The following is a 23,125-nucleotide window of genomic DNA, read 5'->3' on the forward strand; positions in this document are numbered from 1 at the left end:
CGTGTGTTGTTTTTAGTGAGATGCGCTCCTTGTGTGAGAGCGGTGATTAGAGTGCGTTGACTGCTTTCTCGATCCTCTGCATCGCCTCCTCCAGGATGGAGCGGGGCGTACCGACATTCAGTCGCATGAAGAATGCTCCTCCGGTACCAAAGGTGGATCCATCGTTGAGCATTACGCCGGCCTTTTGCACAAAAAAGTTGGCCAGATCATCTGTGGTCTTGAAGCCCAGCTCCCTACAGTCGATGAAGATTAGGAAGGAGGCTTCGGGGCGGATCATCTTGAGCCGTGGGATGCGCTCGGTGATGTATCGCTGTACCAGCTCCACGTTTTCTTCTATGTAACGCATGCAGGCTTTGCTCCACTCTCCACACTCCTTGTAGGCGGCTATAACTGCATAGTAGGTGTAGCAGGAGGCATGTGCCAGTCCGTTTTGGATCATGTAGGGAAAGACTACGTCGCGCAGGCGGGCGTTGGGGATGTAGAGCTGAGAGGCAATCACGCCCGGCATGTTGAATACCTTGGACGGTGCCATCAGAGACATACCCACCTCCTTGGCATCATCGGACACAGAGGGAAAGGGGATGTGACGATATTCTCTGAATGTGAGGTCAGCGTGGATCTCATCGCTGATGACTAGGCATCCGTGTTGCTTGGCCATGGTGGCCACTCTCTGTAGCTCCTCGGCTGTCCACACACGTCCTCCGGGGTTGTGTGGGTGGCACCAGAGTAGGACCTTGGATTGGGCCAGAGCCTTGTCTAGGGCGTCCCAGTCCAGCATGTAGCGCTCGTCTCTGAGGAGCAGTGGAGCCTCCACCAAGCGACGACGGCTACCACGGATGACGTCTGCAAAGGGGTAGTAGACCGGTGGGCAGATCGTGATCCCGTCTCCCTCTCGGGTCCAGCATTGGATCAGCTTGTAGATGCCGGCTACGACTCCGGGGGTGTAGGTGATGTCGTCTTTGGAGATCTTGAGTCCATACTGCTTGGCAAACCACTCTTGCAGAGTAGTGTAGTACTCCTCGGGCGGAATGCCGTACCCTAGGACCGGGTGCTCGAGACGTTTGCGGATGGCATCGCCGATGGGAGCGGGGGTCGCAAAGTCCATGTCGGCGATCCACATGGGGATGATCTCCTTGTACTCACTTGTAAAGTGTCCATAGCCGTCGTACTTGGTACAGCAAGTGTTGTGACGATCGATGATTTTGTCAAAGTCAAACTTATTCATGTCTCTACTCATGTTTGTGCCTATTATGTGGGATCCGGTGTGGGTTTACACCGAGTATAAAGGTACCCATAATTATTCTAAAGGGTAGGTCGATTTTGAGGCTTTGTTTTCGGATGGTGACCTTTTCGGAAAATCTGTGATCGTATTGTCGCCTTCTCCTTATTTTTATGAAATATACGCTCGCTCACCGCCCGATTTCTTTACCGAAAAGCAAGGAGAGCGTGTGCCGTCACTGAGGTGGCACACGCTCTCGCTTTGTGGAGTGAGGGGGAATGTCGTGGGGGTTACTTTTTGGGAACCTTGAGGTGCTCGTAGTTTCCGTTGTGGATCATTCGGTAGTACTCCTCGCTGTAGCCGGGTTGCTCGGGCGGTACGGCCAGTCCGTGCTCGGTCTTGAAGTGTCCGTTTTCTTCCCTCTTTACGTTGCCGTCGATGTACTTCACGAGGAGGTACTCACCGAGTTTTTTCCAGCGTTGAGTGGCGTTATTGGCGCACTGCTCGGAGTAGTCGGTGAGGTAGGCTCGCGCGGCGTCTGTCCCTTTTTCGCGTTGGATGCGTAGGGCCTCTTTTTCGATCAGGGGTTGGTCGGCGAAGTACTTGCTCTCGATCTCCTGCTGTACGGGGCGGATGTCTTGGATCATGTAGCTGTATTTGCTATAGGCCATGTTGGCCACCCAGTTGTGTATCCAAAAGGCGGACGTCCACGAAAACTCCGTTAGGCTGCCATTGTGTGGGCTAAAGGCTTCCGGTACTCGTGTGATGCACCCGTACATGGGGCTAAATACTGTGGTGTTGGCATCATCGACCCCAAACCACAGGATGGGGCCCACCAGGTCGGGCATGGTGGAGCGGAGCTGTGCGACGAGTACGAATCCGGTCTGCTGAGTGGCTATGGCGCGCTCGTTGATGTACTTCTGTCCATCCACTTCAAAGCCCATTGGTCTCCAGCGGTAGGGTACGCAGTAGGGGCCGGCACCCACGTCCTTGGTCATGTCCATGGGGGTTGATTCGTAGTGGTCTCGCATCGCCTCTTGGACGTCTTGGACGGAGAGTTTGTGGTCGGGTATGATGTAGAGGGGCATCGGCTCTGCCTCCGGGTCGTGTCCCATCACCAGGGGCAGGTAGCGGTCCATGCCTTTTTTGTGTCGGTTGAAAAATGCCCACACTCGTGCTTCGCAGCCTCTCAATCCTCCAAAGTCGTAGGGGTTGTAGACCTTTTGGAAGCTAAAGTCTTTGTCACTGCCACTGTAGAGTCCTTTTTGGCGGGCAAAGGTGATGACATCGGGTGAGTAGAGGCAGTTTTCCGGGTCGTCAAAGTCAATCTGCTGGATGCGGGCTTGGTTGGCATGTCCCGAGATGGCGTTGTCGGGGATGCGCTTGGCGACCCACACGGCTCCGGTCTCGCCTTTTCCCTTGCCGATCATCTCCAGCACCCACACCTCGTTTTTGTCGGCTATCGTGAAGGACTCTCCAGAGCTTTTGTAGCCATACTTGGCCACCAGGCCGGTGAGTGTACTGATAGCCTCTCGGGCTGTGGCGGCACGTTGTAGGGTGATGTAGATCAGGCTGCCGTAGTCCATCAGCCCCTCTGTCCCTTGGCACTCCGGTATGCCACCCCAGGTGCTTTCGGTGATGGCCACTTGCTTTTCATTGAGGTTGCCCACGACGTTGTAGGTATTGGCGACCTGTGGGATCTGGGTGGTGAATATCCCGGAGTCCCACTCCACCACGTCCATCATGTAGCCCGGCATCCAGGTGGCTCGGGGCCAAAAGTAGAGCTCGCCGTAGAGGGTGTGTGAGTCGGCGGCATAGCTGATGATCACGCTTCCGTCGGTGGAGGCACCTTTGCCGACGATGAGGTCGGTGCAGGCTTTGGTTTGAGGGGTACTCAGGGCGAGTGCGACGAGTGTGGCCAGCCCGGTGAGTAGTTTGGTTGTTTGTCTATTCATAGGTTTGCTGTGTTTGGTGGGGGTGATTAGTCCGTTCTCCCCCAAAGTTACCGACATCGGGGCTAAAAAACAACTCCTTTTTGGGGGGCACCGGTGGGGGCTATGGTGCCGGGTTGTATCGGGACAAAAAAGTGGGGGCGAAGCCATGCTGTGGCTTCGCCCCCGCTCTATTTGGTCGAATGTGCCGTGTGATTATTGGCGTTTGGCCAGCTCTTGGTCAATGATCAGGTAGCCGGCATTGCCGTTGGCGAGTTTGAGACGATCCACGATGGCTGAGGTCGATGCCTCCTCCTCTACTTGCTCAGCGACAAACTTGCGGAAAAAGTTTTCCGTGGCGTAGTCCTTTTGCTCGATAGCTGCAGTGACGATCTCGTAGATATTTTTGGACACCTGGCACTCGTGCTTGTAGGCGATCTCAAAGAATCCCACGATGTGGTCGGATGTGATATCGTTCATCTTGATATCCTTGAGCTCGGGTTGCTCGCCACGCTCCAGGACGTAGTGGATCATCTCCTCGGCATGTGCCATCTCCTCGTGGTACTGTGCTGTGAACCAGTGTGCAAACCCGGTCCACCCTTGTAGCTCAAGGTCTATGGCGAGTTTTCGGTATATGAAGGCAGACTCAAACTCAAAGTTGATCTGCTCGCTGATAAGCTTCAATAGTTCTTTCTTGATCATAGTGTAGTGTACTTCTTATAAATAATAGATGTCCCTAAACAAAACAAAGATACGACCCTTTTGAGAAGAATGCAAGTGTTAGGGGTTAATAAATCCGTTGACCCCAAAAGGGGCCTCAGTTTGCCCTCCCCAAAAAGGTTGGCACCCGACCTGGTTTTTGTCATCGGAGCTGTCGGGGAAAAAACTCCATTCCGGTGTCCGTTTTTTCCCTTTCTATCCGTCTAAGCGTTTGCTTCTATCCGTGAAAAGTTTTGCTTCTATCCGTGAAACCGATCGCTTCTATCCGTGAAACTTTGGTCTCTCGCAATTGATTGATTTACTGTCGCTTACAAATTGTTGTTTTTGGCGCGAAAAATGGGGTGTTTCGGAATGATTTTTTTGGTATCTTTGCCTAGCAGATATGGGGAATTAGCTCATCTGGCTAGAGCGCTACAATGGCATTGTAGAGGTGACCGGTTCGAGTCCGGTATTCTCCACTCCTCCAAAGCAAAGCGGGGTATCGAAGTGTTTCGATACCCCGCTTTGTTTGTTGGTGCTTTTTGGGTCGACTTACTTGGCGCACTCGTTGAAGCGTTGCTCAACGACTGTCCAGTCGGTGATCTTCCAGATGTTTTTGAGGTAGTCCATCCGGACATTGCGGTAGTCGAGGTAGTAGGAGTGCTCCCACACGTCTATCGCCAAGAGGGGCTCCTGGTCCTTGGTGACGGGGTTGTCGGCGTTTTGGGTCTTTGTGATGACTAGCTTGCCATCCTTGTCACATGCGAGGAAGCACCATCCTGATCCGAATACGGATGCGGCCTCGGCTTGGAAGGTCTCTTGGAACTTTTCGAAGGATCCAAAGGTCTTCTCTATGGCCTGTGCCAGCTTGCCCTCGGGCTTTTGCTTGGCTTTGGTCTGCGGAGCCATCTGTAGGAAAAAGAGGTAGTGGTTGAGGCTCTGTCCGGCTTGGTTGAAGAGCTTGCCCTCGGAGGTCTTGACGATCTCTACGAGTGATTTTTTTTCGTAGTCAGTGCCTTTGATCAGTTCGTTCAGCGTATTGATATAGCCTGCGTAGTGCTTGCCGTAGTGGAGCTCTACTGTTTCTTGGCCCATGACGGGCTCGAGGGCGTTTGTCGCGTAGGGGAGTTGGGGTAGTTCGAACTTCATATTTTTATTGGGGTTTTGATCCATGGTCTTCTTGGCGTTTTGGGAGTTGCCTGTGCCACATGCAATGGTCGACAGAGCCAGCACACCGGCCAAGACCAGGGATAGGTTAGGTAAATAAGTTGTTCTCATGTCGCTTTGTTTTATAGCTTTGGTGAGAGGGAATACATTATGTATTCGCATCTGTATAACATTCGTGCCTGCCAAATGGTTCATGGAGAATGTTGCACGAAGTGCCATTCTCGCACATTTGCTAAAATGTGCTGAGACTTTGAACGAAGGATGAGATGCAAGGCGCTGAGGATGAGGGCGAAGGGAGCGTACTCATGTACGTGACCTAGTCCGAATTCCGAAAGCAACGCAGCATATCGCCTTCGTGCAACAGTCTCTCATGAGGATGTTGCTCCTCAGCTCCATTTGCAGACTTTTGCCTCTTTTTCTCCAAGAAAAAAGGGTGCGTCAGAAGCAATGTTTCTGACGCACCCGGTGCTATGGCCTGTGTCGGCTTTACTTATTGCAGGGTAGAGTGGGGCGTTGCTCCTTGTAGGAGGCAAACTTTCGGTTGAGGATGAGTGCTGCCCACTCTCGTGCCTCGGTGACGGCCTCGGTGTTGTCTTTTTTTAGCCCAAAGATCTTCAGGTCGGGTATCTCGAGGACGGTCCCGGGGGGGATGTTGTTGGCATCGGTGAGGTGGTCGCTGTTTTGGATGTAGATGTACACCCAGTGGATGGTCTTGCCGTAGTGCTTGCGTGCCAGCTGTGCCAGAGATTGGCCACTGCCGAGGGTGTCGGTGGCGAGGATGTGTGTCGTCGTCGGCTGCTCGACTGCCGGCTCGGTGGGGACAATGGTGTCGGCCGGTGCCGGTGGGGTGACACTGTCGGGTGTCGTGACGGGTGTGGCTTTGACCACCGGAGGCAGCGACCGAGGCGCGGCGGGGCTGCCGTGGTCGGATGTGAGTGGGGCTCTCCATAGCCAGAGTGCGATCCCTGCCACAGCACCACACCCAAGCAGTCCGACAAGCAGTCCGACCAGTAGCCGAGAGTGGCTACGCGGCTTGGGAGCCGTAGTGGCCGGTGGTGTGGGGGCTTGGCGAGGTGTGGGGAGTGGGATCTCCTCCACTGCGGGGCGATGTGGCTCCGGAGTGGGGTCCGGGGCTGTGTGTCGTACCGCCACTTGGAGTAGCCCATTGTTGGGCTCGGAGTCGTAGATCTCCGCCTCCGGCAGTGGCTGTCCCGCCGGCAGGGTGATGGGCTTGTAGGGGCGAAATGGGTACGAGAGGGTCTCCAAGATCTGTGGTGTCCACTCAATATTGAGCAACAAATGCCCGGACTCCTCGGTGATGAAAAAGTCTGCTAGGCCGAGGAGCTGCACCCGACGACCTCTGAAGAGTCGGGTGAAGAAAAGGGAGAAGTACTCCGTGAGCTCCTGCTCGACCACGCCACTGTCCAGCGCATGCAGATCGGCTATCGCTGTGATCATCTCCGGTGGTACGGGATGGTCGGGAGCCTCGGTGTCGAGGGTGGTGTAGTTTTTGTCGTTGAGCAAAAATGAATCTGCTCGGTAGTCCAGCCCGATGCTTGGGGGCATAAGGGTGTAGGTGCCGTCTCTATTTGCGAGGAGGTAGTCCGGGATATATACCGGGGCAAAGCTCCCAATATAGGGTAGCTGTACTGCTTGGCGATCGCTGAGGCGAGTGGTGATCCACTCCTCGGCGTAGCGCAATAGGTGATCGTTGGTCGTGCTCATAGTACTTTACCTACTAGGTCATAGCCATCTGCCTCGGTGATGAGTGCCGGATAAAATGTACCCACCCGGAGTGCTTGGCCACGGAGATAGACCTCGGGGTCGACGTCCGGAGAGTCGTACTGTGTGCGTCCGACCGCCATCCCCTCCTCGATGCGGTCGATGATGACCCTCTGGATGGTGCCTACCTTGCTCTCGGCATGTGCGAGTGCGATCTCCTCCTGTAGCTCCATGAGCCGGTCCAGTCGCTCTTGCTTGACTGCCGCCGGCACATCGTCTTGGTAGTGGCGGTAGCCGTAGGTCCCTTCTTCGTGCGAATAGATGAATGCGCCCATGCGCTCAAAGCGTTGTCGCGCGACGAAGTCCAGCAGGTCCCGAAAGTCCTCCTCCGTCTCTCCCGGGTGCCCCACCATGAGGGTGGTGCGTAGGTGGATGCCGGGTACTTCGTGTCTGATGCGTGTCAGGAGTGCCTCTGTCTCTGCGGCCGTGATCCGACGACGCATCATCCTCAGCATATGGTCGCTACTGTGCTGCAGAGCGATATCCAGGTACTTGCAGACCTTGGGTTGCTCCCGCATCACTCGGAGCAGATCGGTAGGGAAGTCGGTGGGGTAGGCGTAGTGCAGGCGGAGCCACTCTATGCCGTCGATGGCACAGATCTCCTCTACCAGCTCGGGTAGGCGGTGACTACCGTACTGGTCCACACCGTAGGAGGTGAGGTCTTGTGCGATGAGCTGGATCTCCACGGTGCCTTTTTTGGCCAATCCTTTTATCTCCGAGAGGATCTCCTCCATGGGGCGTGACTTGTAGCCACCGGTCATGATGGGGATGGAGCAGTAGGCACACCTCTGGTTGCACCCCTCGGCCACCTTGACGTAGGCGTAGTGGCGAGGCGTCGTCAGTACCCGTAGGTCTGCCGGAGTGGAGTGGTAGGCTTTTCCTAGATCAAGGACTAGGTTTTTCCAGTCGAACTTTCCATAAAATCCATCCACCTCGGGGAGCTCACCCTCCAGCTCTTTGCGGTAGCGCTCACTCAGGCAGCCCATCACGAAGACTTTGCCTACATCGCCACGCTTTTTGGCGGATATGACGTTGAGGATCATGTTGATCGACTCTTCCCGGGCACTCTCGATGAACCCACAGGTGTTGATCACCACAATCTCGCCATTGAGCACCTCCGGATCGTGCTCCACCCGATACCCACCGGTCGCAAAAAGCTGCATCAAGACCTCGGAGTCGACGAGGTTCTTGGCACAACCCATGGTGATGACTTCTACTTCGTTTTTCCTCATGCTTTGCCGAATAATGAAGCCACAAACTCCGCTTTGTCGAAGAGCTGAAGGTCGGTTACTTTTTCACCCAAGCCGATGTACTTGACGGGGATCTTGAACTGATCGGATATCCCGAGGACCACTCCCCCCTTGGCCGTGCCGTCCAACTTGGTGATCGCCAGTGCTGTCACCTCGGTGGCCGCTGTAAACTGCTTGGCCTGCTCAAATGCATTTTGCCCCGTACTGCCGTCTAGGACGAGCAGGACCTCTTGTGGTGCCACATCGTGTATTTTTTGGATGACTCTTTTGATCTTGGTGAGCTCGTTCATCAGCCCCACTTTGTTGTGCAGACGTCCGGCGGTGTCGATGATCACCACGTCGGCTCCGGTGGACTTGGCATGCTGTACTGTGTCGTAGGCGACAGATGCCGGGTCGGCTCCCATCTGCTGCTTGATCACCGGTACACCCACACGCTCTCCCCAGATCTCTAGCTGCTCTACTGCGGCTGCCCGGAAGGTATCGGCTGCACCGAGCACGACCTTTAGGCCGCTGCTCTTGAACTGGTGAGCCAGCTTGCCTATCGTTGTGGTCTTGCCTACGCCATTGACGCCGACGACTAGGATCACATAGGGCTTTTGCTCATTTTGGATCGAAAAATCGGTGCCGTCGGTGATGTCGTTTTCGGCGAGTAGTCCGGCGATCTCTTCTTGGAGGATCTTGTTGAGCTCAGAGGTGTTCATGTACTTGTCTCGCTCGACGCGCGCCTCCACTCGGTCAATGATCTTGAGGGTAGTCTCTACACCCACATCACTGCTGATCAGTGTCTCTTCGAGGTCATCGAGGACCTCATCGTCGACTTTGGACTTGCCGGCGATGCTTCGGGTGAGTTTGCCAAAAAACGAGTCTTTCGTCTTTTCCAATCCCTTGTCCAGTGTCTCCTTTTTCTCCTTAGAGAATAATCCAAAAAATGCCATATCAAATAGTGTTTTTAGTCTTGCTCAATCATTAATGTCATTCCGATCAATCCATACGGTGTAGGTAATCCTCATAGCTGTATCGTCGGCACTCCTCCCAGCTCCCGTCCGACCGATGCATCCAGATAGAGGGATGTACGATGCCGTTGAACATCGTGGTCTTTACCGTCGTGTAGTGAATCATGTCCTCAAAGATCAGTCGGTCGCCTACCTTGGGTGAGGTGGAGAAGTACCAGTCTCCCTTGTAGTCACCGCTCAGGCAACTATTTCCCCCCACACGATAGGGAAGTGTGTGGGTGTCGTCGGGTACGACCGATGTCCCACGGATCTCGGGCTGGTAGGGCATCTCGAGGGTATCGGGCATATGGCATGTGAATGAGGAATCCATCATCAGGGTCTTCACTCCGCCACGCTCTACGATATCCTCTATGGTGGCGACCAGTGTGCCCGTCTGCCAGGCAAATGCACTGCCGGGCTCCAGGATCACGTGCAGGTGTGGATGTCGCTCGCCAAAGCCACGCAGTAGACGGATGAGGTGGTCGATATCGTAGCCTTTTTTGGTCATTAGGTGGCCGCCACCCATATTGATCCACTGTACCTGCTCCAGCTGTGAGGCAAACTTTTGCTCCACCACCTCTAGAGTTCGCTCCAAGGCATAGGAGTCGCTCTCGCAGTGGGTGTGAAAGTGGAGCCCCTCTATCCCGGTGGGCAATTGCTCCGGTAGTTGTGCGACCGGCACCCCCAGCCTGGAGGTGGGTGATGCGGGGTTGTAGAGCTCGGTCTCCACCTCACTGTACTCGGGGTTGATCCGCAAGCCACAGCTGATGCGATGGGCTGTGTAGGCCTCCACTTGGGGGTAAAATCGCTCAAACTGGCCAAGGCTGTTGAAGGTCACGTGTCCACTGCAGTCGAGAAAGCTCCCAAAGTCCTCGTCCCGATACACTGGGGCATAGGAGTGGGTCAGGCACTGCATGTACTTGTGTCCCATCCTGGCTTCCCAAGGCGAACTGGCGGTGCACCCAGATATGTACTCTCGTAGGATCGGAAAGGTTTTCCAGAGGGCATAGGCCTTGAAGGCCAGTATGATCTCTACCCCAGCCTCATCTGCGACGTGTCGGATCAGGCGTAGGTTATTGCGGAGGAGATCTTCTTCCAGCACATAGGCCGGAGTGGGGATCGTGTTGAGGGTCTGTGCGGTCATCGCCATAGGTGGGGTCAGTCTTGTAAAAGTTCGGGCGGAAGTGGCTCCATGGATAGTGTCACAAAACACTCTTGGGACACTCCGCTCTCTCTATTTTTTTTCTTGAACATAAAGCCTCGCAGTGCGCACACTTCGCCTACCGCAAGCTCATAGGGTGCGATCTCGGAGGGGAAGCTCCCTTGGAGTCCATCGTCGGTCACGATGTAGATGTTGCTCTCGTATATCTGTGCCACCACTGCTCGGACGATGGGGTAGACGGCCAAGGCCTTGTCACGATCTGCCTTTTCGGCCAGGATCAAGTATTCACGTATGCCACCGGCTGTCTTTTCGAGGAATAGGATGTAGTTCACAAAGTCTCCCACCTTGTAGTCATCGGCATTTCCGGGTAGGTAGTGGTGCCTGCTTTTGGCCGTAATTACATGAAACGCTCTCAGCTCTGTATGGTATCCGGTGATGTAGCCATACTCGGTCGGAAACAGTGCTTTCGGGTCTGCATCGAGGGGCCTGATGAGGACGGCACGTAGAGGTTGGCCTGTGCGCTCCACCAGCTTTACTTGGTAGAGCCGTCCCCTATTGTCTCCGGGCAGGACTCCGGTCTCACGAGTGCCGGCAAGTGCATAGCGACCGTCCGTACCGCGTAGTTTGATCATAGGTTGGATCATCTTTTGGGGATGACGTACCTTTATCGCCATCACGTCCATTACCACCATTGGGGTCCACTCCAGCGTGGCATAGATATGCTCATCTATCTCTCGGGATGCAGGGTAGTAAAAGTCCTTGTTGTTTTCGTCCGGTTTTGTCTCAGGAGGTATTTGCCTCAGTAGGTCGTCGTAGAGAGGTGCTTTGTCCTGTCCTTTTTCGCCGGATAGTTGAGCGTAGATATTGAGTTCCCTCAGTGCATGAGTACTCAGCCCCTCCTCTATGAGTAGGGAGGCAAAGGCCAGCCTTAGGTCCAGTAGGTAGTCTTGGTAGTCGTCGGCCTCTGTCTTGAGTGCCTTGGCGTAGGCCGACCGCTTGAGGATCTTGTCATCTAGTAGCTCTCCATACTCGTACCAGCTCCGTGCTTCGTGGGTCACATATACCAGAGCTTTTTGGTACAGCGTCATTGCCTCCTCTCGCTTTTTCTCCAGAGTCAGTACACGAGCTTTGGTCAGCTCTAGACTGAGGTCCTCCTCGAGCCTCCGCTCCGCCTCGTTGAGCAAAAAGTAGGCTTCCGGAGATACTTTGTCTCGTCCCAGGTCTAGGTCCTCCAGTACCAGCTCGTGGAGTGTCTCTTCGGCCGTGGATTGGGCATGCTTCCGATCGGAGCGTTTCCAGAGCCGATCGGTCATGCAGTGTCGTACATCCCACTTTTGGACAAAGTCCAGTAGCGACAGCCGTCGCCGATGCATCCGCTTCCCCTCCAGTGCCAGCTGTAGAGCGCGGATATGCAGGTCGGATCTCTGCGGTCGCTCCAGACCGGCATACAGTGCCAGTGCCGCACTGTACTCATCAGCCGAGAGGACCCCCTTTTTTTGCTCCAGATACTGTACAATGACCTCCGTCACCTGCTCGTGCAGGCGATGGTCCAGGTTTGCCTCCTCTTGCCACGACAGGATCTGCTCATAGGCTTGGTTCAGGAGTTCTCGACGCTTGTACTTGTTTTTCTCTTTCCGGAGCGATTGGGTGAGCTCTGTCAGTTCGGCATAGTGAGGGATGATCTCCTGCTCTATCTTTTGGAGTGCCTCTTCGGCCATGCCGGCTGTGGGACCCATGTGTGGGATCATTTCTCTCATTTTGGGGACGCAGCTCTCCGCCGCTTTGCTCTCTCCGTTTTCGATGCGGGCGGTCGCCAGATCCCTCAGTACCCAAAAGAGTGCCGCCGCAGACCATTGGTCCAGCTTCTCATCTACATCTTTGAGTGCCACTTCCAGGGCTTTTTCTATTTCTCCATTTTGCCTAAAGGCCATCACTTCCTTGAATCCCATGATGTCTGCGCACTGTGCGCCAAGTTGTAGGTTGTGTTTTTATAAAAGTAGCTCCGGTCAAAATACCCACCGCACTTTGTCTCTTTGTCGGGGTGTCGTGTCTCTGTTTTTCCCCTTTTGTCCCATTGTGGGTGGGGAGATTTGGGTGGCTTTTCCCAAAGCCACAGTCCCTCCTCCGCTATCGGTTTCCCTCCGTCCTCTCCGATATGCCCTTCACTCTCCCGGACCCTCCGGATGGCACCTCAGGGGTACCATCCGGAGTCCTTGGAGTGGATCATTGGCCCCGGGGTCGACTGTCCTTGTCACCCTTCTCCCTCAGGGAAGGGGTGCCGATGCCGACCGGCTGCCGGGTCGGGTGTCAGAACGGCAGATCATCGTTGGCGTCCTGCCCACCAAAGTTGTTGTTGGTGCTTGGCATTCCACCCATGGGAGCGGCCGGCTGCTGTGGCATCCCGACGCCTTGCCCCTGCATCATGCCGGCAGGCTCACCCTTGGTCACAAATTTGCCACGCACACTGGTGTACCAGCGACCGTTGTACTCGCGACTCTGTAGGCTAAAGCTCACCGTGATATAGTCACCCATCTGGATATTGGCCTGCTTGATGCGGTCCTCGCCCCATAGCTCAAAGCAAACCTGCTTGGGGTACTCCTCCTGGGTCTCGAGTACGTACTCTTGGCGGTGCCACTTCTCTCCGGGGCGTCTCTTGCTGTCTCCCGAGATTGGCTCCATGATGTGGATCACCCGTCCGCTGATCATGTTTTCGTTCATTACTCCGTTCATTGTCTGTCTGTGTATAAAAATAGGTAGGTTGTTGATTTTTTTCTGCTTTTATCTCCCCTCGTGGCTCATCGTTGTGGCTGAAAACCGACGATCTCACGCACCTTTTTCACGGTCTCCGATGCACGCTCTCGCGCTTTTTCGGCTCCCTGCTTAGCCACTTTTTCCAAAAAGTCCACATCCGCCGAATACTCCAGGATTCGCTCCCGTATAGGTGCACAGAGGGCCACAATATCCTCGGCCAGCTGTTTCTTTAGGTCACCGTAGCGGATTGTGCAGTTGTTGTAGGCCTCGTTGAAGTAATTGTAGGTCTCCTCCGATGAGGCAATCCGCAAGAATGTGAAGAGGTTCTCGATCGGCTCCGGCTTCACACTGTTGGGCTCTGTAGGGCCGCTGTCTGTGACTGCACGCATGACCTTTTTGCGGATCTCCTTGGGGTCATCGACCAGGTAGAGGGCATTGCCCTCACTCTTGCCCATCTTGCCTGAGCCGTCCAAGCCGGGAATCTTGAGTGCCTCCGGCCCGAAGCTGAATGACGCCGGCTCCGGAAAAAAGTCCACCTCGTAGATCTGGTTGAATCGACGTGCAAACTTGCGCGCCATCTCCATATTTTGCTCCTGATCCTTGCCCACCGGTACCTTGTTGGCCTTGAACATCAGGATGTCTGCGGCCATCAGGGTAGGGTAGGTGAGGAGACCGGCGTTGACGTTGTTGGGTTGCTTGCGTGCCTTGTCCTTGAAGCTCGTCGTGCGCTCTAGCTCCCCTAGGTACGCATTCATATTGAGGTAGAGGTAGAGCTCCAGCACCTCACGGACATCACTCTGCACGTAGAGTGTTGCCTTTTCGGGATCCAGTCCGCACGCCAGATACTCTGCCAGTATCGTGCGAGTACTCTTGACGATATTGGCGGGGTGGGGGTGTGTTGTCAGAGAGTGCCAATCTGCGATAAAGAAGAAGCAATCGTACTCATCTTGCATCTTTAGGAAGCTCTTCACAGCTCCAAAGTAGTTACCCAAGTGCAGGTTACCCGTCGGGCGGATCCCACTCAGTACTGTTTCCATGTGTTGTGGTGCCTAAATACTATATCTGTCTAATCGTTAGGAATACAAATGTACGCAAAAAAACGCACACCCCTCCCTGCCGCATCCCCGTCGCTCCCTCTATATAGTAGCAGGCAAAAACGCTGGACAACGAGACTCATCTCTCCCTGACGTAAAAGTTCTTCCTTTGCAGGTTAAAGTACTAGCCTTTGATTCGATCTCCTTGCCCCTTACCACTTATTGTGGCAAATATATAATGAAAGTACTTGCCTATGGTTAGTGAAGCGAGCATTTCAGCATCAGTCTTGGCTAAGAGTTCTGGCGTGGACATATCAATTCCTTGGATCTGTGCTAATCCCGTGATACCAGGTACATGATCATAAACGCCTCTTTTCTGCCTTTCTTCTATAAGGTCTAACTGATTGAATAGATTAGGTCTCGGTCCCACTAAACTCATCTCACCCTTGCATACATTCCAAAGCTGAGGAAGCTCATCTAACTTTGTTCGTCTAAGAAACGCTCCATACTTTGTCACCTCACTCTTACTTGCTAAATGTGTTGCCACTTGGACAGCATCTTTATGCATAGTGCGAAATTTAACTAAAGTGAATGGCTTCTTTCCTTTTCCTACACGTGCCTGCTTAAATAGAGGAGAGCCTGTATCGAACAATCCAATGATAAATAACACAAGCAAAAGTGGGGAGAGAATTATTAATCCAATAAAAGAGAAAACAAAATCAAAGAAACGTACCATGATTATTCTATTTTTAAATTATCAAGTGCATCCATAGGTTCCCAGCCAAGTTCCTTTTTTGCCTTACAATTAGAAAAAGTCAATGTACTTGTTATTTTCTCTAATTTCATAGAGTTAATAGGAGCACGACCACCAAATAAATCGCCTACTGAGGCGAGAACCTTTGCAGCCCAAAGCGGTATAGATACTGGAGACTTTTTTTTAAGTTGTTTAGCGATTAGAACCTCAAGTTCTCTAAAGGTTGGGTTATGATCATCACATATGTTATATACTCCGCCTTTTCCAAGAGCTAAAGTAATAACAATTGGAATATCTTTTACGGAGACAACGCTTTTCTTTGCATCAGCTGCGCCAATTGAAAGGTATTGTGACTTCTTAATCCCATTGATCATTGCTTTCAAATTTCCTTTTGGCTGATCACCTACAATCAAAGATGGACGAATTATCGTTAGGATAACGCCATTCTTAGCACACCAAGAGCGTAAGTATTCTTCGGCTTTAATTTTGCTTATTGCATATGGAGTTAAACCATTTAAAGGAATCTGCTCTGAAATATTCTCTCCTTTCTCAATCCCATAAACAGCTACACTGCTGATATAAACAAAGTCTGTTGGGAGGTCATGAAGCATTTCAAGTGCCTTTGTTAGATTTATAGTTCCTTGGAAATTTGTAGCCATAAAATCAGAGTGCTTTGCCTTTGGAGCATGGGCTAAGCCTGCAGCATGGATTACAACATTATAGGAATTTGATAAATCTGGGACTTCAGAAACAAGGTCACAAATAATAGTATTTTTTGAAGACCTTCCAAGTGAAATGACTTGATAAGAGTCTCTAAATGAAAGCTCTATATAATGGCCTAGAAAACCAGAAGCGCCAGTTAATAATAAATTCTTCATCTCTCTTCTATCTGAGATCATCCTCAACATAATAATCTTCAAATGCTCTCTTATACTTGCTTAAAATCACCTGCATAGAATACATTCTCTCATATGTTTTCATTGCCTTTTCTTTTTTTACCTCAATTCCAACCAAAGGATTTAAGTACCCTTAGAATACCTTCTCATTCTTCATACTCATGTTTTGTCTTATCTGATTGTTCCTCCACTTCCCATTTGTTTTATCTTCCTTTTCCTTCTACAAAAGCCGACTGCCAGACGTCCAAAAGTTTCCTACTGGAAACCGTTCGATTTTACCCGTGAAACATTTCTCTTTCCTACTGGAAACATTCTGCTTCTATCCGTCAAATTTTTTACTCGACTCCAAAGTTCAAAAATCCAATTGCATCAACCCTCCCTCCTACTAATACTACCCTTCTGTTATTTACCCATTCCTGCCTCAAGGCTTATATCTCCTTTGAGAACATTCCAGAGCTGAGGTAGTTCATCAATGGAGGTTTTCCGAACAAACCGCCCTACCTTGGTTAGGCGCCGGACATCAGGAAGTAAGTTTCCCTCCGTATCCCGCTCATCAGTCATGCTCTTGAACTTATAGAGCTTAAATATCTTCTCGTCCTTACCCGGGCGTTCTTGGGTAAAGATAGCCCCGGCTCCCTTATTCGCAATCGTTAGCCAGATATACACCACCAATAGCAAGGGCGATAAAACAATCAAGCCCAGCAGTGCCATGGTGAAATCCAGCACCCTTTTTATCCACCTCCTATACATATCGCATCACAATTCTCTATCCGAACTCATTCCGTCATCTCTCTATCTAATAGATCCACCCCCTTAGTGGTTGACCTATACGCCTGTAAGGGGTGGTTGATCTCTTCAAATTTACGGGTCATCAAGCCATCCTCAATCAAACCATTGATATAATTTTGGCGAATGTATTGAGGAACCCTATTCGCCAAATTTGCAATAGTAGACAAGGACATATAATTTCTCTCACAGATAGCGAGAATAGTCATAGCCATCATATGGGAGTTTGTACGCTTCCCCAGTCTTTCCAATAATTTTATTGCTCGACTGCTAAGCTCATTTTCTTGGACGTCCGAGTTTTCCGTCATATCTTTGGAGTTCTCTGTCTTATCTTTGGAGTTCTCCGTCATATCTTTGGAGTTCTCCGTCATATCTTTGGAGTTCTCCGTCATATCTTTGGAGTTCTCCGTCATATCTTTGGAGTTGTGTTCAACTTCTCCACCAAAGCCAACCATATCTTCTCGTGAATAAAGTACAGTCAGAAAATAGTCTAGGTCATGGTTGGTCTCAAATAAGGGCTCGGGCGAACCATTTTTCTCCAAAGCTTCATAGATTGTGGGTATACCTGTGCCTCTACCTTCGGTTAGCTTCAACTCTTTCAGGAAGTCTCCCACTCTTCTATTTCGATACTCCCTGGCAGTTATTCTCTTGTGTTTGAATAGATTACTCAGAGTGTCATAGTTGACGGGTGGAACCGGTCCGGGAAAGCTTAATATCTCGATTTTATTAGGCCATATCTGAACCTCTATTGGCTCTCTCTTTTCATAGCTTTTATGATAGACTGCATTGACCAGCGCCTCTTCAATAGCAGCAAACGGGTAATTATAAAACCTCTTTGATTCGGCTTGGTTAGGTAATTTTACAATACGTTCTCTTACTACTTGAGCTTTAATAAAGGATAGTGCACGTCTCAATTGATAATGCAGAGGTCCTGCAAAGGTCTTTTCATCAAATTGCTTCGTGTCATAGTTGGGGTGTAGAACAACTTCTATCTGAGCCTTTGGATAAAACATTTCAGGGTGCTCTGTAAAAAATAGCAGTCCGACATTTAGTGGCTTGACCTCCGACTCATAGTCCTTTGCTATCAGCATGCTCGTACTTAGTGCTTTCATGGACATGGTAGCACTAGGCTGGTACAAGTCACTTTTGATCTCTTGTAGGTACTCTCTTATAAGCCCCAAGTCAAAATTATCTATAGAGGCAAGATGGTTGATCCGGTCATCGAAGGGAATCCTTTGAGCCAGCTCATAAAGCTTCACTCTTTGTTCCTGTGAGACTTGCTTGGTCACAGATCCCAAGCGAATATACTCAGTTCTTGACTTTTTTTTAGATGAAATAGTGGTAGGGGCAGAATAAGGGCGATTATCCCCAGCCGGACACCAAATAATGAAGACGGTCTTACCCTCAAATTCGTAAATGTCAGTCACTGGGTAATAATTAGGCGAGATCCTATAGCCTATGTTCACCAGCTCCTTTTGTATGGTATCAATTTTTGCCTTAGGTACTCCCTTAGGGGGAAATTCAGGTTGACCGCTATTCTCCTCAATGCCGACTATAATATATCCTCCGCCCCAGTTATTATAGTCATTTGCAAACGCACAAATTGTGTGCATGATAGGCTCTGGATTCCAACTTGCCTTATACTCAATGCGGTCGCTCTCAATAATTTCACCGCGTATCAAAGCCTCTTTATTTATTGGTAGTGCCATACAATCCTTGCATTATTACTTCTTGCGTAAAGATAAAGAACTTATTGATATTTAGATTTAGGTTATCGGACTAGTGGGGCTAGCCTATACTATTGATCGCTGCAATACTATCTATTTCTAACAATTTCCGCTCTCTATGTGGTTGCACTTTAGTCTGTCGTACATTTCCAGCGTGGCATTCCATACATCCTCTTGTCGATAGCGAGAAGCAATCAGTGGACGACACTGAGCGGATTGCTTAGATAGACTTCCTCTCTCTACTAGTGCATTGACCATTTCTTTGTAGAGAGATTCAGTATCCATCTTGGGGATTATGGTCCCGTTTTGTCCTTCTATGATGATTTCATTGCTACCATTGATGTCGGTCACGATAGAAGGGATGCCAAGTGCACCGGCTTGCATTACTACATTGGGAAACCCCTCGCGGTAACTCGGAAAAGTGAAAAGGTCAGAGGCTACAAACCAGGGCCGTACATCCTTTTGCCAACCTGTCTCTGTTATACTCTCATTTGTTGCAATTAATTGAAGTGTGCGCTCTGGTAATGGATCCAACTCTGGTTCTTGGGTACCCACAAGGAGAAGTCGTGTCTCTGGATACTCGGTGTTTACCTTTGTGAATGCATCTACAAGCTCGGTGATACCCTTGTCCCTAACTATCCGGCCTACATAGAGATAGGTGAAAGATCCGCCGATTTTCTCACGTATTTGGTTCGCTCGCTCCACTACTTCAGGAGTGCGGTCGAAGTGCTTTAGGTCAATGCCATTCGTACTACCAGTATGAATTACTTGGATCTTACGTCTTGAAGTATAATTGTTCTCTATGATATATTGAGCTAAGACTTTGGAATTTGGGAGAACTATGGTAGCCGCTAGATAAGTTGCTTTTTCAATTAGATCAAGTATCCATCTAAAGACCCCCGTTTCCGCTATAAGGCGAAGCCCACCGACTGTATGTACACGAACAGGCACTCTACAAAGCCATGCGGCAAACATTCCAATCATTCCGGCCTTTGGCGTTTGGGTATGTACAATATCTGGTTTGAGTCTTCTAATGAGACGAATAGTCTCAATTAGAGCCATTATATCGGAGGCAATGTCTATAGGGCGAACAAGATGTGGAATGTGAAAAATCTTCACTTTTTCTTGTCGTTCGATTTTATCAAGATCTTCAAAAGGCCCCCCCGATGCCGCATAGAAGTCATATCCATGTTGGGCGATATATTGCATCTGCCCTTTGATAAGATTGAAGGATACGGAAGAAGTAAGTATTCGTAATATTTTGGGTGTGGTTTTTGGGTTAATCACGATTTCTTAGAGGTATTGAGTTAGGAAACAAATGGGTGTAATGATACTTGAAGGAATCACGGAAAGTGTGAATCATAGGGTTCTAATCAACGCTGTTAATTTTAGAAAAAAAAAGGAACTGGATCGCTGTTTTAGCTCTCGGTCATATAGCTCTCGATTTCCCGTGGCATCTTGCATTTGTAACGCTTCTTTTATGACTTGGTAGAGAGTTGAGGCTTGGTTGGGCAGGCAGGTCATAAGGCCCTCAATTGTGTCAATGCCTCCTGCACATAGTGTAGAGACAACACGATCGCACTGGCTCATCATTTGCAATAAGACATTGGGAAAACCTTCAAGACGAGAAGAGACCACACATAGATCTGCTTGTCGGAAATAGGGATATACGTTTTGAACATTACCTCTTAACTCTACAAATCCCTCTAGATTTAGCTCTTGGATCAGCGTTTCAAGTGAGTGTCGACTCGTACCTTCTCCTAATATAATAAGCTTGGTGTTTTGGAATGAAATGTCCTTGTGTAGCTTTGCAAACGCTTGAATCAGTAGATCAAAGCCCTTGATGGGGATAAGTCTGCCGGCAGCTACTATGTGACGGTAGGCGGGTGAAAAGTTTGTTGGAACTGCCTCTAGTGCATTTTTTTTGATTTGCTCTAGGTCAATAGGGTTGGGTAATATCTCAATAGCCCCAATCCGTTTAGCCAATCTAGGGGCACCTTGCACAAATTGATTTTTCATTTGCTGTGTCTGGCAGATTAATAAATCTATGGCCGGGTATCCAAAGATGTGATGTAATTTAAAACGAAATGGGATCTTTTCGTATCTTAAAAATACGGAGCAACTTTCTCTGGCTACAAATTTACCTACATTGAATAAATGTAGATTCCTTAAGAGACCTACGATACCAGTCATGTCCGTATGTGACGTAATACAAACATCCAGTCCTTGCTTTCCAAGTCGTATTAGATTGAAGATAAACTCAGGGATGCCCAACCAAACACTCCTAGAATTAGTAAAGTGAAACGATATGTTTGAGAAGATCTTCAAGTCATCCCAATCATGGTGCAAATTATCAGTCAAAAAAGCGATATGAACATTTGTATTATGGTCCTTTATAAGCTCTTTTGCTATCGAATGTAAAATGTTCTCTGCACCTCCTTTGCAAGAATCTGTAGGAAGTATGAGTAGTACTTGTTTCATGAGAGAATGTATTGTTACTTCACTGAGCTTTCCACTTGATCCACGAAGTTGGATATAGACCTAGAGTTTAGCTCTTTGTCAAATAGCAACCTATTTTGAGAGGGATCCTCAATTTCTAAGGCTTCGATCATCGCATTATATAGGGCATTCGCATCATCGGCTTTGCAAGTTATCAGTCCGTTAATAAGATCAATGTCACCAGCACAGAGAGTAGAGACTACTCTGTCGCATTGACTTATCATTTGTAAAAGCACATTTGGAAAGCCCTCTATCCTTGAAGGCACGACGCAAATTTTGGCATGCTTAAAAAATGGATATACGTTCTTAACTATCCCTGTGAAAGTGACGTTGTCTTTTATACCTAGTCTAATCGTTAACTCTTCTAAGTTTTGTCGTAAGATCCCATCTCCTAGTATAATCAATTGATAATTAGAAAATCGATAGCGGTTTATCAGTTTTGCAAATGAATGTATTAGAATGTCAAACCCTTTCTCGTGAATAAAACGCCCTGCTGATACGATGTATATTGTGGTCGGCTTGAAGCGAAAATCGATATTTAACTCTGAGCGGTGCTTCATATGAAATCTGTTAACCGGATTGGGTACAACCACTAGATTAATCTGCTTGGCTAAGTTTGGATTCCCTTCTTCGAATTGCCTTTTCATGAGCTCAGTTTGGCAAATTACGCAGTCGGTTTGTGGGTATCCTATTCGTTGTAGTTTTTCGTACTTAGATAGGTCCCGTCCTTGATATCTAAGATATATTGAAGTCATTTCTCTGCCTATAAGATAGCGAGTTTTTAGTAATCCAATATACCTCATCATCCCCATAAACGCTGTTATATGAGGATTGGACGAGTAAACATAATCAAATCTAATTTTCCTCAGCCTGAAGACGTTGATTAGTGTCGGGAGTAGACCATAGAGTTCTCTTAGAGACCTATTACTATAAAAATGTATGTTGGCATGTTCTTTTAATACGTTCCAGTCACCAAAACGAGCTTTGGTTAGAAATAACACACACACATTTGCTTTTTTTTGAACATAGTAATTAGCTATTTGGAATAGAACCTCATCAGATCCTCCGGCTAGAGAGTCATTCGGTACACATATTAGTACCTTTTTTTTGCGTGTTCTATGTTGTAGACTTTTTGGTTTCATGGTCTGTTGTTGGTCACTTTGCTGTCAGATGATAGGGTTTTGTGGCATTTTCTTGACTTCTTATATAGAAAAGCAATAAATATGAGGAGAGATACATTGAGAGGATGATATATATATAGCCTAGGACTGCCAGTCCTTATCCATGACAGGCAGCCCAATATCGTAAATGCATAAAGAAGCGACGTTCCATATGGATGACGATTGAAAAAATTATCTAATTTTGCAAACAGCCATCCGGTTAGTGCGGAAATAAAAATTACACCAATGAACCTAATTGCATAGTATCCTTCGGCAAATATGCCGGGCGGAACGGTATTTTCAGACATACCTAACGCAATGGAATTATAGTATGCTATGTCAGGTATTTTGGGACTCCAAGAGAAGGGTAAAAACGAGCCAAAGATTCCAGTGTAAAAGTCACTAAACCAATTTAAAGGGGCGTCATAATTACAAGCTGCTTGAAGACTGAAAAATGGGAACCCTAATTCATTAATAATGGTGCTTAGTAAGCTATTTTGTTGGCTACTGCTCCATTCTCTTGTTGTAAAGAAAGTGTCAATTAATGGGGAAATAATAATTGCCAAAATTAGTATGAGAAACATCCAGTTTAATTTTAGCTCCTTCTTGCTTATTAAATGAGCAAGTATAGGCACTAATAACATTGTTATTAGTGCTTGTCTGCTGTTATCTAAAAAGAAATATAGTATAAATAGGTTGATACATGGAATAAGAATATATAAGATTCGGGTGATTCTGTTTTTAGGGCGTGTTAACGGATAAATGAGCAAAGGAATATAAGACAACTGGATAAATCTCTTAAAGAATAAGAATCCTACATTCTCATTTTCTGTCTTATATTGTCCAGATCTGACCAGATCTGCGGCAATGGTCGCATTTTGAAATGAGCCAAATCCTTTTATGTAAAGGTAGCAAGAGATGGTAGAAAGTGCGATGATTCCGTATGCAACAATGAGTGGGAGGTTGACCTTGCCAACTTTCTTCTCTGCGAGTAGTATATAATTTGCATTACTTCTTTTAGGCTTGAAGGTATATGAGTATATAGAGATGTAGGTCAAAACTCCAATAAAAATTGAAAGTAGACATTCCAAGGACGAGGTGCGGCTTTGTTGTGAAAGAGTATACACGGCCACGCTCTCAGTTAATTGGGTTGACAATGTATACAATAATGGTATAAAACAATAAAAACCCAGAATTAGCAAACTAGCATATAAGTTTATACTCCAGGTTTTTACATTGTTCTTGACTGTAAAAAGAATAAGGAGTAATGCAATACCAAGGTATCCAAAGGATATAAAAATGCTTGCCATTAGACT

The 23,125-nt window shown here is 48.9% G+C and carries 18 protein-coding genes, 1 tRNA gene and 1 pseudogene; 1 reads left to right on the forward strand and 19 read right to left on the reverse strand.

What is annotated here, in order from left to right:
- Positions 1-46 precede the first annotated feature (46 nt).
- The 3 genes from AC1EK1_RS03785 to AC1EK1_RS03795 all read right to left on the reverse strand — a co-directional run bounded on the left by AC1EK1_RS03785 (position 47) and on the right by AC1EK1_RS03795 (position 3,852).
- Positions 47-1,237, reverse strand: a complete 1,191-nt coding sequence (locus AC1EK1_RS03785) for a MalY/PatB family protein (protein WP_480305816.1) — start codon at positions 1,235-1,237, stop codon at positions 47-49.
- 272 nt (positions 1,238-1,509) lie between these two features.
- Positions 1,510-3,174, reverse strand: coding sequence for a dipeptidase (locus AC1EK1_RS03790; RefSeq protein ID WP_480305817.1), 1,665 nt, complete (start codon positions 3,172-3,174; stop codon positions 1,510-1,512).
- Positions 3,175-3,366: 192 nt separating this feature from the next.
- Positions 3,367-3,852, reverse strand: a complete 486-nt coding sequence (locus AC1EK1_RS03795) for a ferritin (RefSeq protein WP_480305818.1) — start codon at positions 3,850-3,852, stop codon at positions 3,367-3,369.
- 402 nt (positions 3,853-4,254) lie between these two features.
- On the opposite strand from AC1EK1_RS03795, the gene AC1EK1_RS03800 reads away from it, so the two are divergent.
- Positions 4,255-4,328, forward strand: a tRNA-Ala gene (locus AC1EK1_RS03800).
- A gap of 73 nt (positions 4,329-4,401) precedes the next feature.
- Here the strand turns inward: AC1EK1_RS03800 and AC1EK1_RS03805 are convergent.
- The 16 genes and pseudogenes from AC1EK1_RS03805 to AC1EK1_RS03880 form a co-directional block, all read right to left on the reverse strand.
- Entirely contained in the window at positions 4,402-5,127 is a 726-nt protein-coding gene (locus AC1EK1_RS03805; protein WP_480305820.1) for a superoxide dismutase, read from the reverse strand.
- Positions 5,128-5,502: 375 nt separating this feature from the next.
- Positions 5,503-6,741 (reverse strand): LysM peptidoglycan-binding domain-containing protein, encoded by a 1,239-nt coding sequence (locus tag AC1EK1_RS03810; protein WP_480305821.1) that lies wholly within the window; start codon positions 6,739-6,741, stop codon positions 5,503-5,505.
- Positions 6,738-8,030 carry a 30S ribosomal protein S12 methylthiotransferase RimO gene (rimO, locus tag AC1EK1_RS03815; RefSeq protein WP_480305823.1) on the reverse strand — a complete coding sequence of 431 codons (1,293 nt, stop codon included), beginning with the start codon at positions 8,028-8,030 and terminating at the stop codon, positions 6,738-6,740. Before rimO ends, AC1EK1_RS03810 begins: the two co-directional genes overlap by 4 nt.
- Positions 8,027-8,983 carry a signal recognition particle-docking protein FtsY gene (gene ftsY / locus AC1EK1_RS03820; protein ID WP_480305824.1) on the reverse strand — a complete coding sequence of 319 codons (957 nt, stop codon included), beginning with the start codon at positions 8,981-8,983 and terminating at the stop codon, positions 8,027-8,029. Before ftsY ends, rimO begins: the two co-directional genes overlap by 4 nt.
- Before the next feature lie 46 nt (positions 8,984-9,029).
- Positions 9,030-10,184: a carboxynorspermidine decarboxylase gene (gene nspC / locus AC1EK1_RS03825; protein ID WP_480305909.1), complete on the reverse strand. Its 1,155-nt coding sequence runs from the start codon at positions 10,182-10,184 to the stop codon at positions 9,030-9,032.
- 14 nt (positions 10,185-10,198) lie between these two features.
- On the reverse strand, positions 10,199-12,151 hold the full coding sequence (locus tag AC1EK1_RS03830) for a DUF7017 domain-containing protein (protein ID WP_480305825.1): 1,953 nt from the start codon (positions 12,149-12,151) through the stop codon (positions 10,199-10,201).
- Between the two features lie 358 nt (positions 12,152-12,509).
- Positions 12,510-12,932, reverse strand: a complete 423-nt coding sequence (locus tag AC1EK1_RS03835) for a DUF3127 domain-containing protein (RefSeq protein ID WP_480305826.1) — start codon at positions 12,930-12,932, stop codon at positions 12,510-12,512.
- Positions 12,933-12,997: 65 nt separating this feature from the next.
- Positions 12,998-13,990, reverse strand: coding sequence for a tryptophan--tRNA ligase (gene trpS / locus AC1EK1_RS03840; protein WP_480305828.1), 993 nt, complete (start codon positions 13,988-13,990; stop codon positions 12,998-13,000).
- Positions 13,991-14,171: 181 nt separating this feature from the next.
- Complete coding sequence (locus AC1EK1_RS03845; protein ID WP_480305830.1) at positions 14,172-14,723, reverse strand: sugar transferase; 552 nt, start codon at positions 14,721-14,723, stop codon at positions 14,172-14,174.
- A gap of 2 nt (positions 14,724-14,725) precedes the next feature.
- Entirely contained in the window at positions 14,726-15,619 is an 894-nt protein-coding gene (locus tag AC1EK1_RS03850; protein ID WP_480305832.1) for an NAD-dependent epimerase/dehydratase family protein, read from the reverse strand.
- A 441-nt stretch (positions 15,620-16,060) separates the two neighbouring features.
- Positions 16,061-16,387: pseudogene (locus AC1EK1_RS03855) on the reverse strand (sugar transferase); the annotation flags it as partial.
- 26 nt (positions 16,388-16,413) lie between these two features.
- A complete protein-coding gene (locus tag AC1EK1_RS03860) occupies positions 16,414-18,132 on the reverse strand; it encodes an RNA-binding domain-containing protein (protein ID WP_480305833.1) in 1,719 nt (572 codons plus the stop codon).
- A 117-nt stretch (positions 18,133-18,249) separates the two neighbouring features.
- A complete protein-coding gene (locus AC1EK1_RS03865; RefSeq protein WP_480307244.1) occupies positions 18,250-19,437 on the reverse strand; it encodes a glycosyltransferase family 4 protein in 1,188 nt (395 codons plus the stop codon).
- 72 nt (positions 19,438-19,509) lie between these two features.
- Positions 19,510-20,631 carry a glycosyltransferase gene (locus tag AC1EK1_RS03870; protein WP_480305836.1) on the reverse strand — a complete coding sequence of 374 codons (1,122 nt, stop codon included), beginning with the start codon at positions 20,629-20,631 and terminating at the stop codon, positions 19,510-19,512.
- A 14-nt stretch (positions 20,632-20,645) separates the two neighbouring features.
- A complete protein-coding gene (locus tag AC1EK1_RS03875) occupies positions 20,646-21,791 on the reverse strand; it encodes a glycosyltransferase (RefSeq protein ID WP_480307245.1) in 1,146 nt (381 codons plus the stop codon).
- A complete protein-coding gene (locus AC1EK1_RS03880) occupies positions 21,788-23,119 on the reverse strand; it encodes an oligosaccharide repeat unit polymerase (RefSeq protein ID WP_480305840.1) in 1,332 nt (443 codons plus the stop codon). The genes AC1EK1_RS03875 and AC1EK1_RS03880 overlap by 4 nt, the downstream gene beginning before the upstream one ends.
- Positions 23,120-23,125 lie beyond the last annotated feature (6 nt).

It is taken from the genome of Porphyromonas sp. C0026D3 (assembly GCF_056590775.1).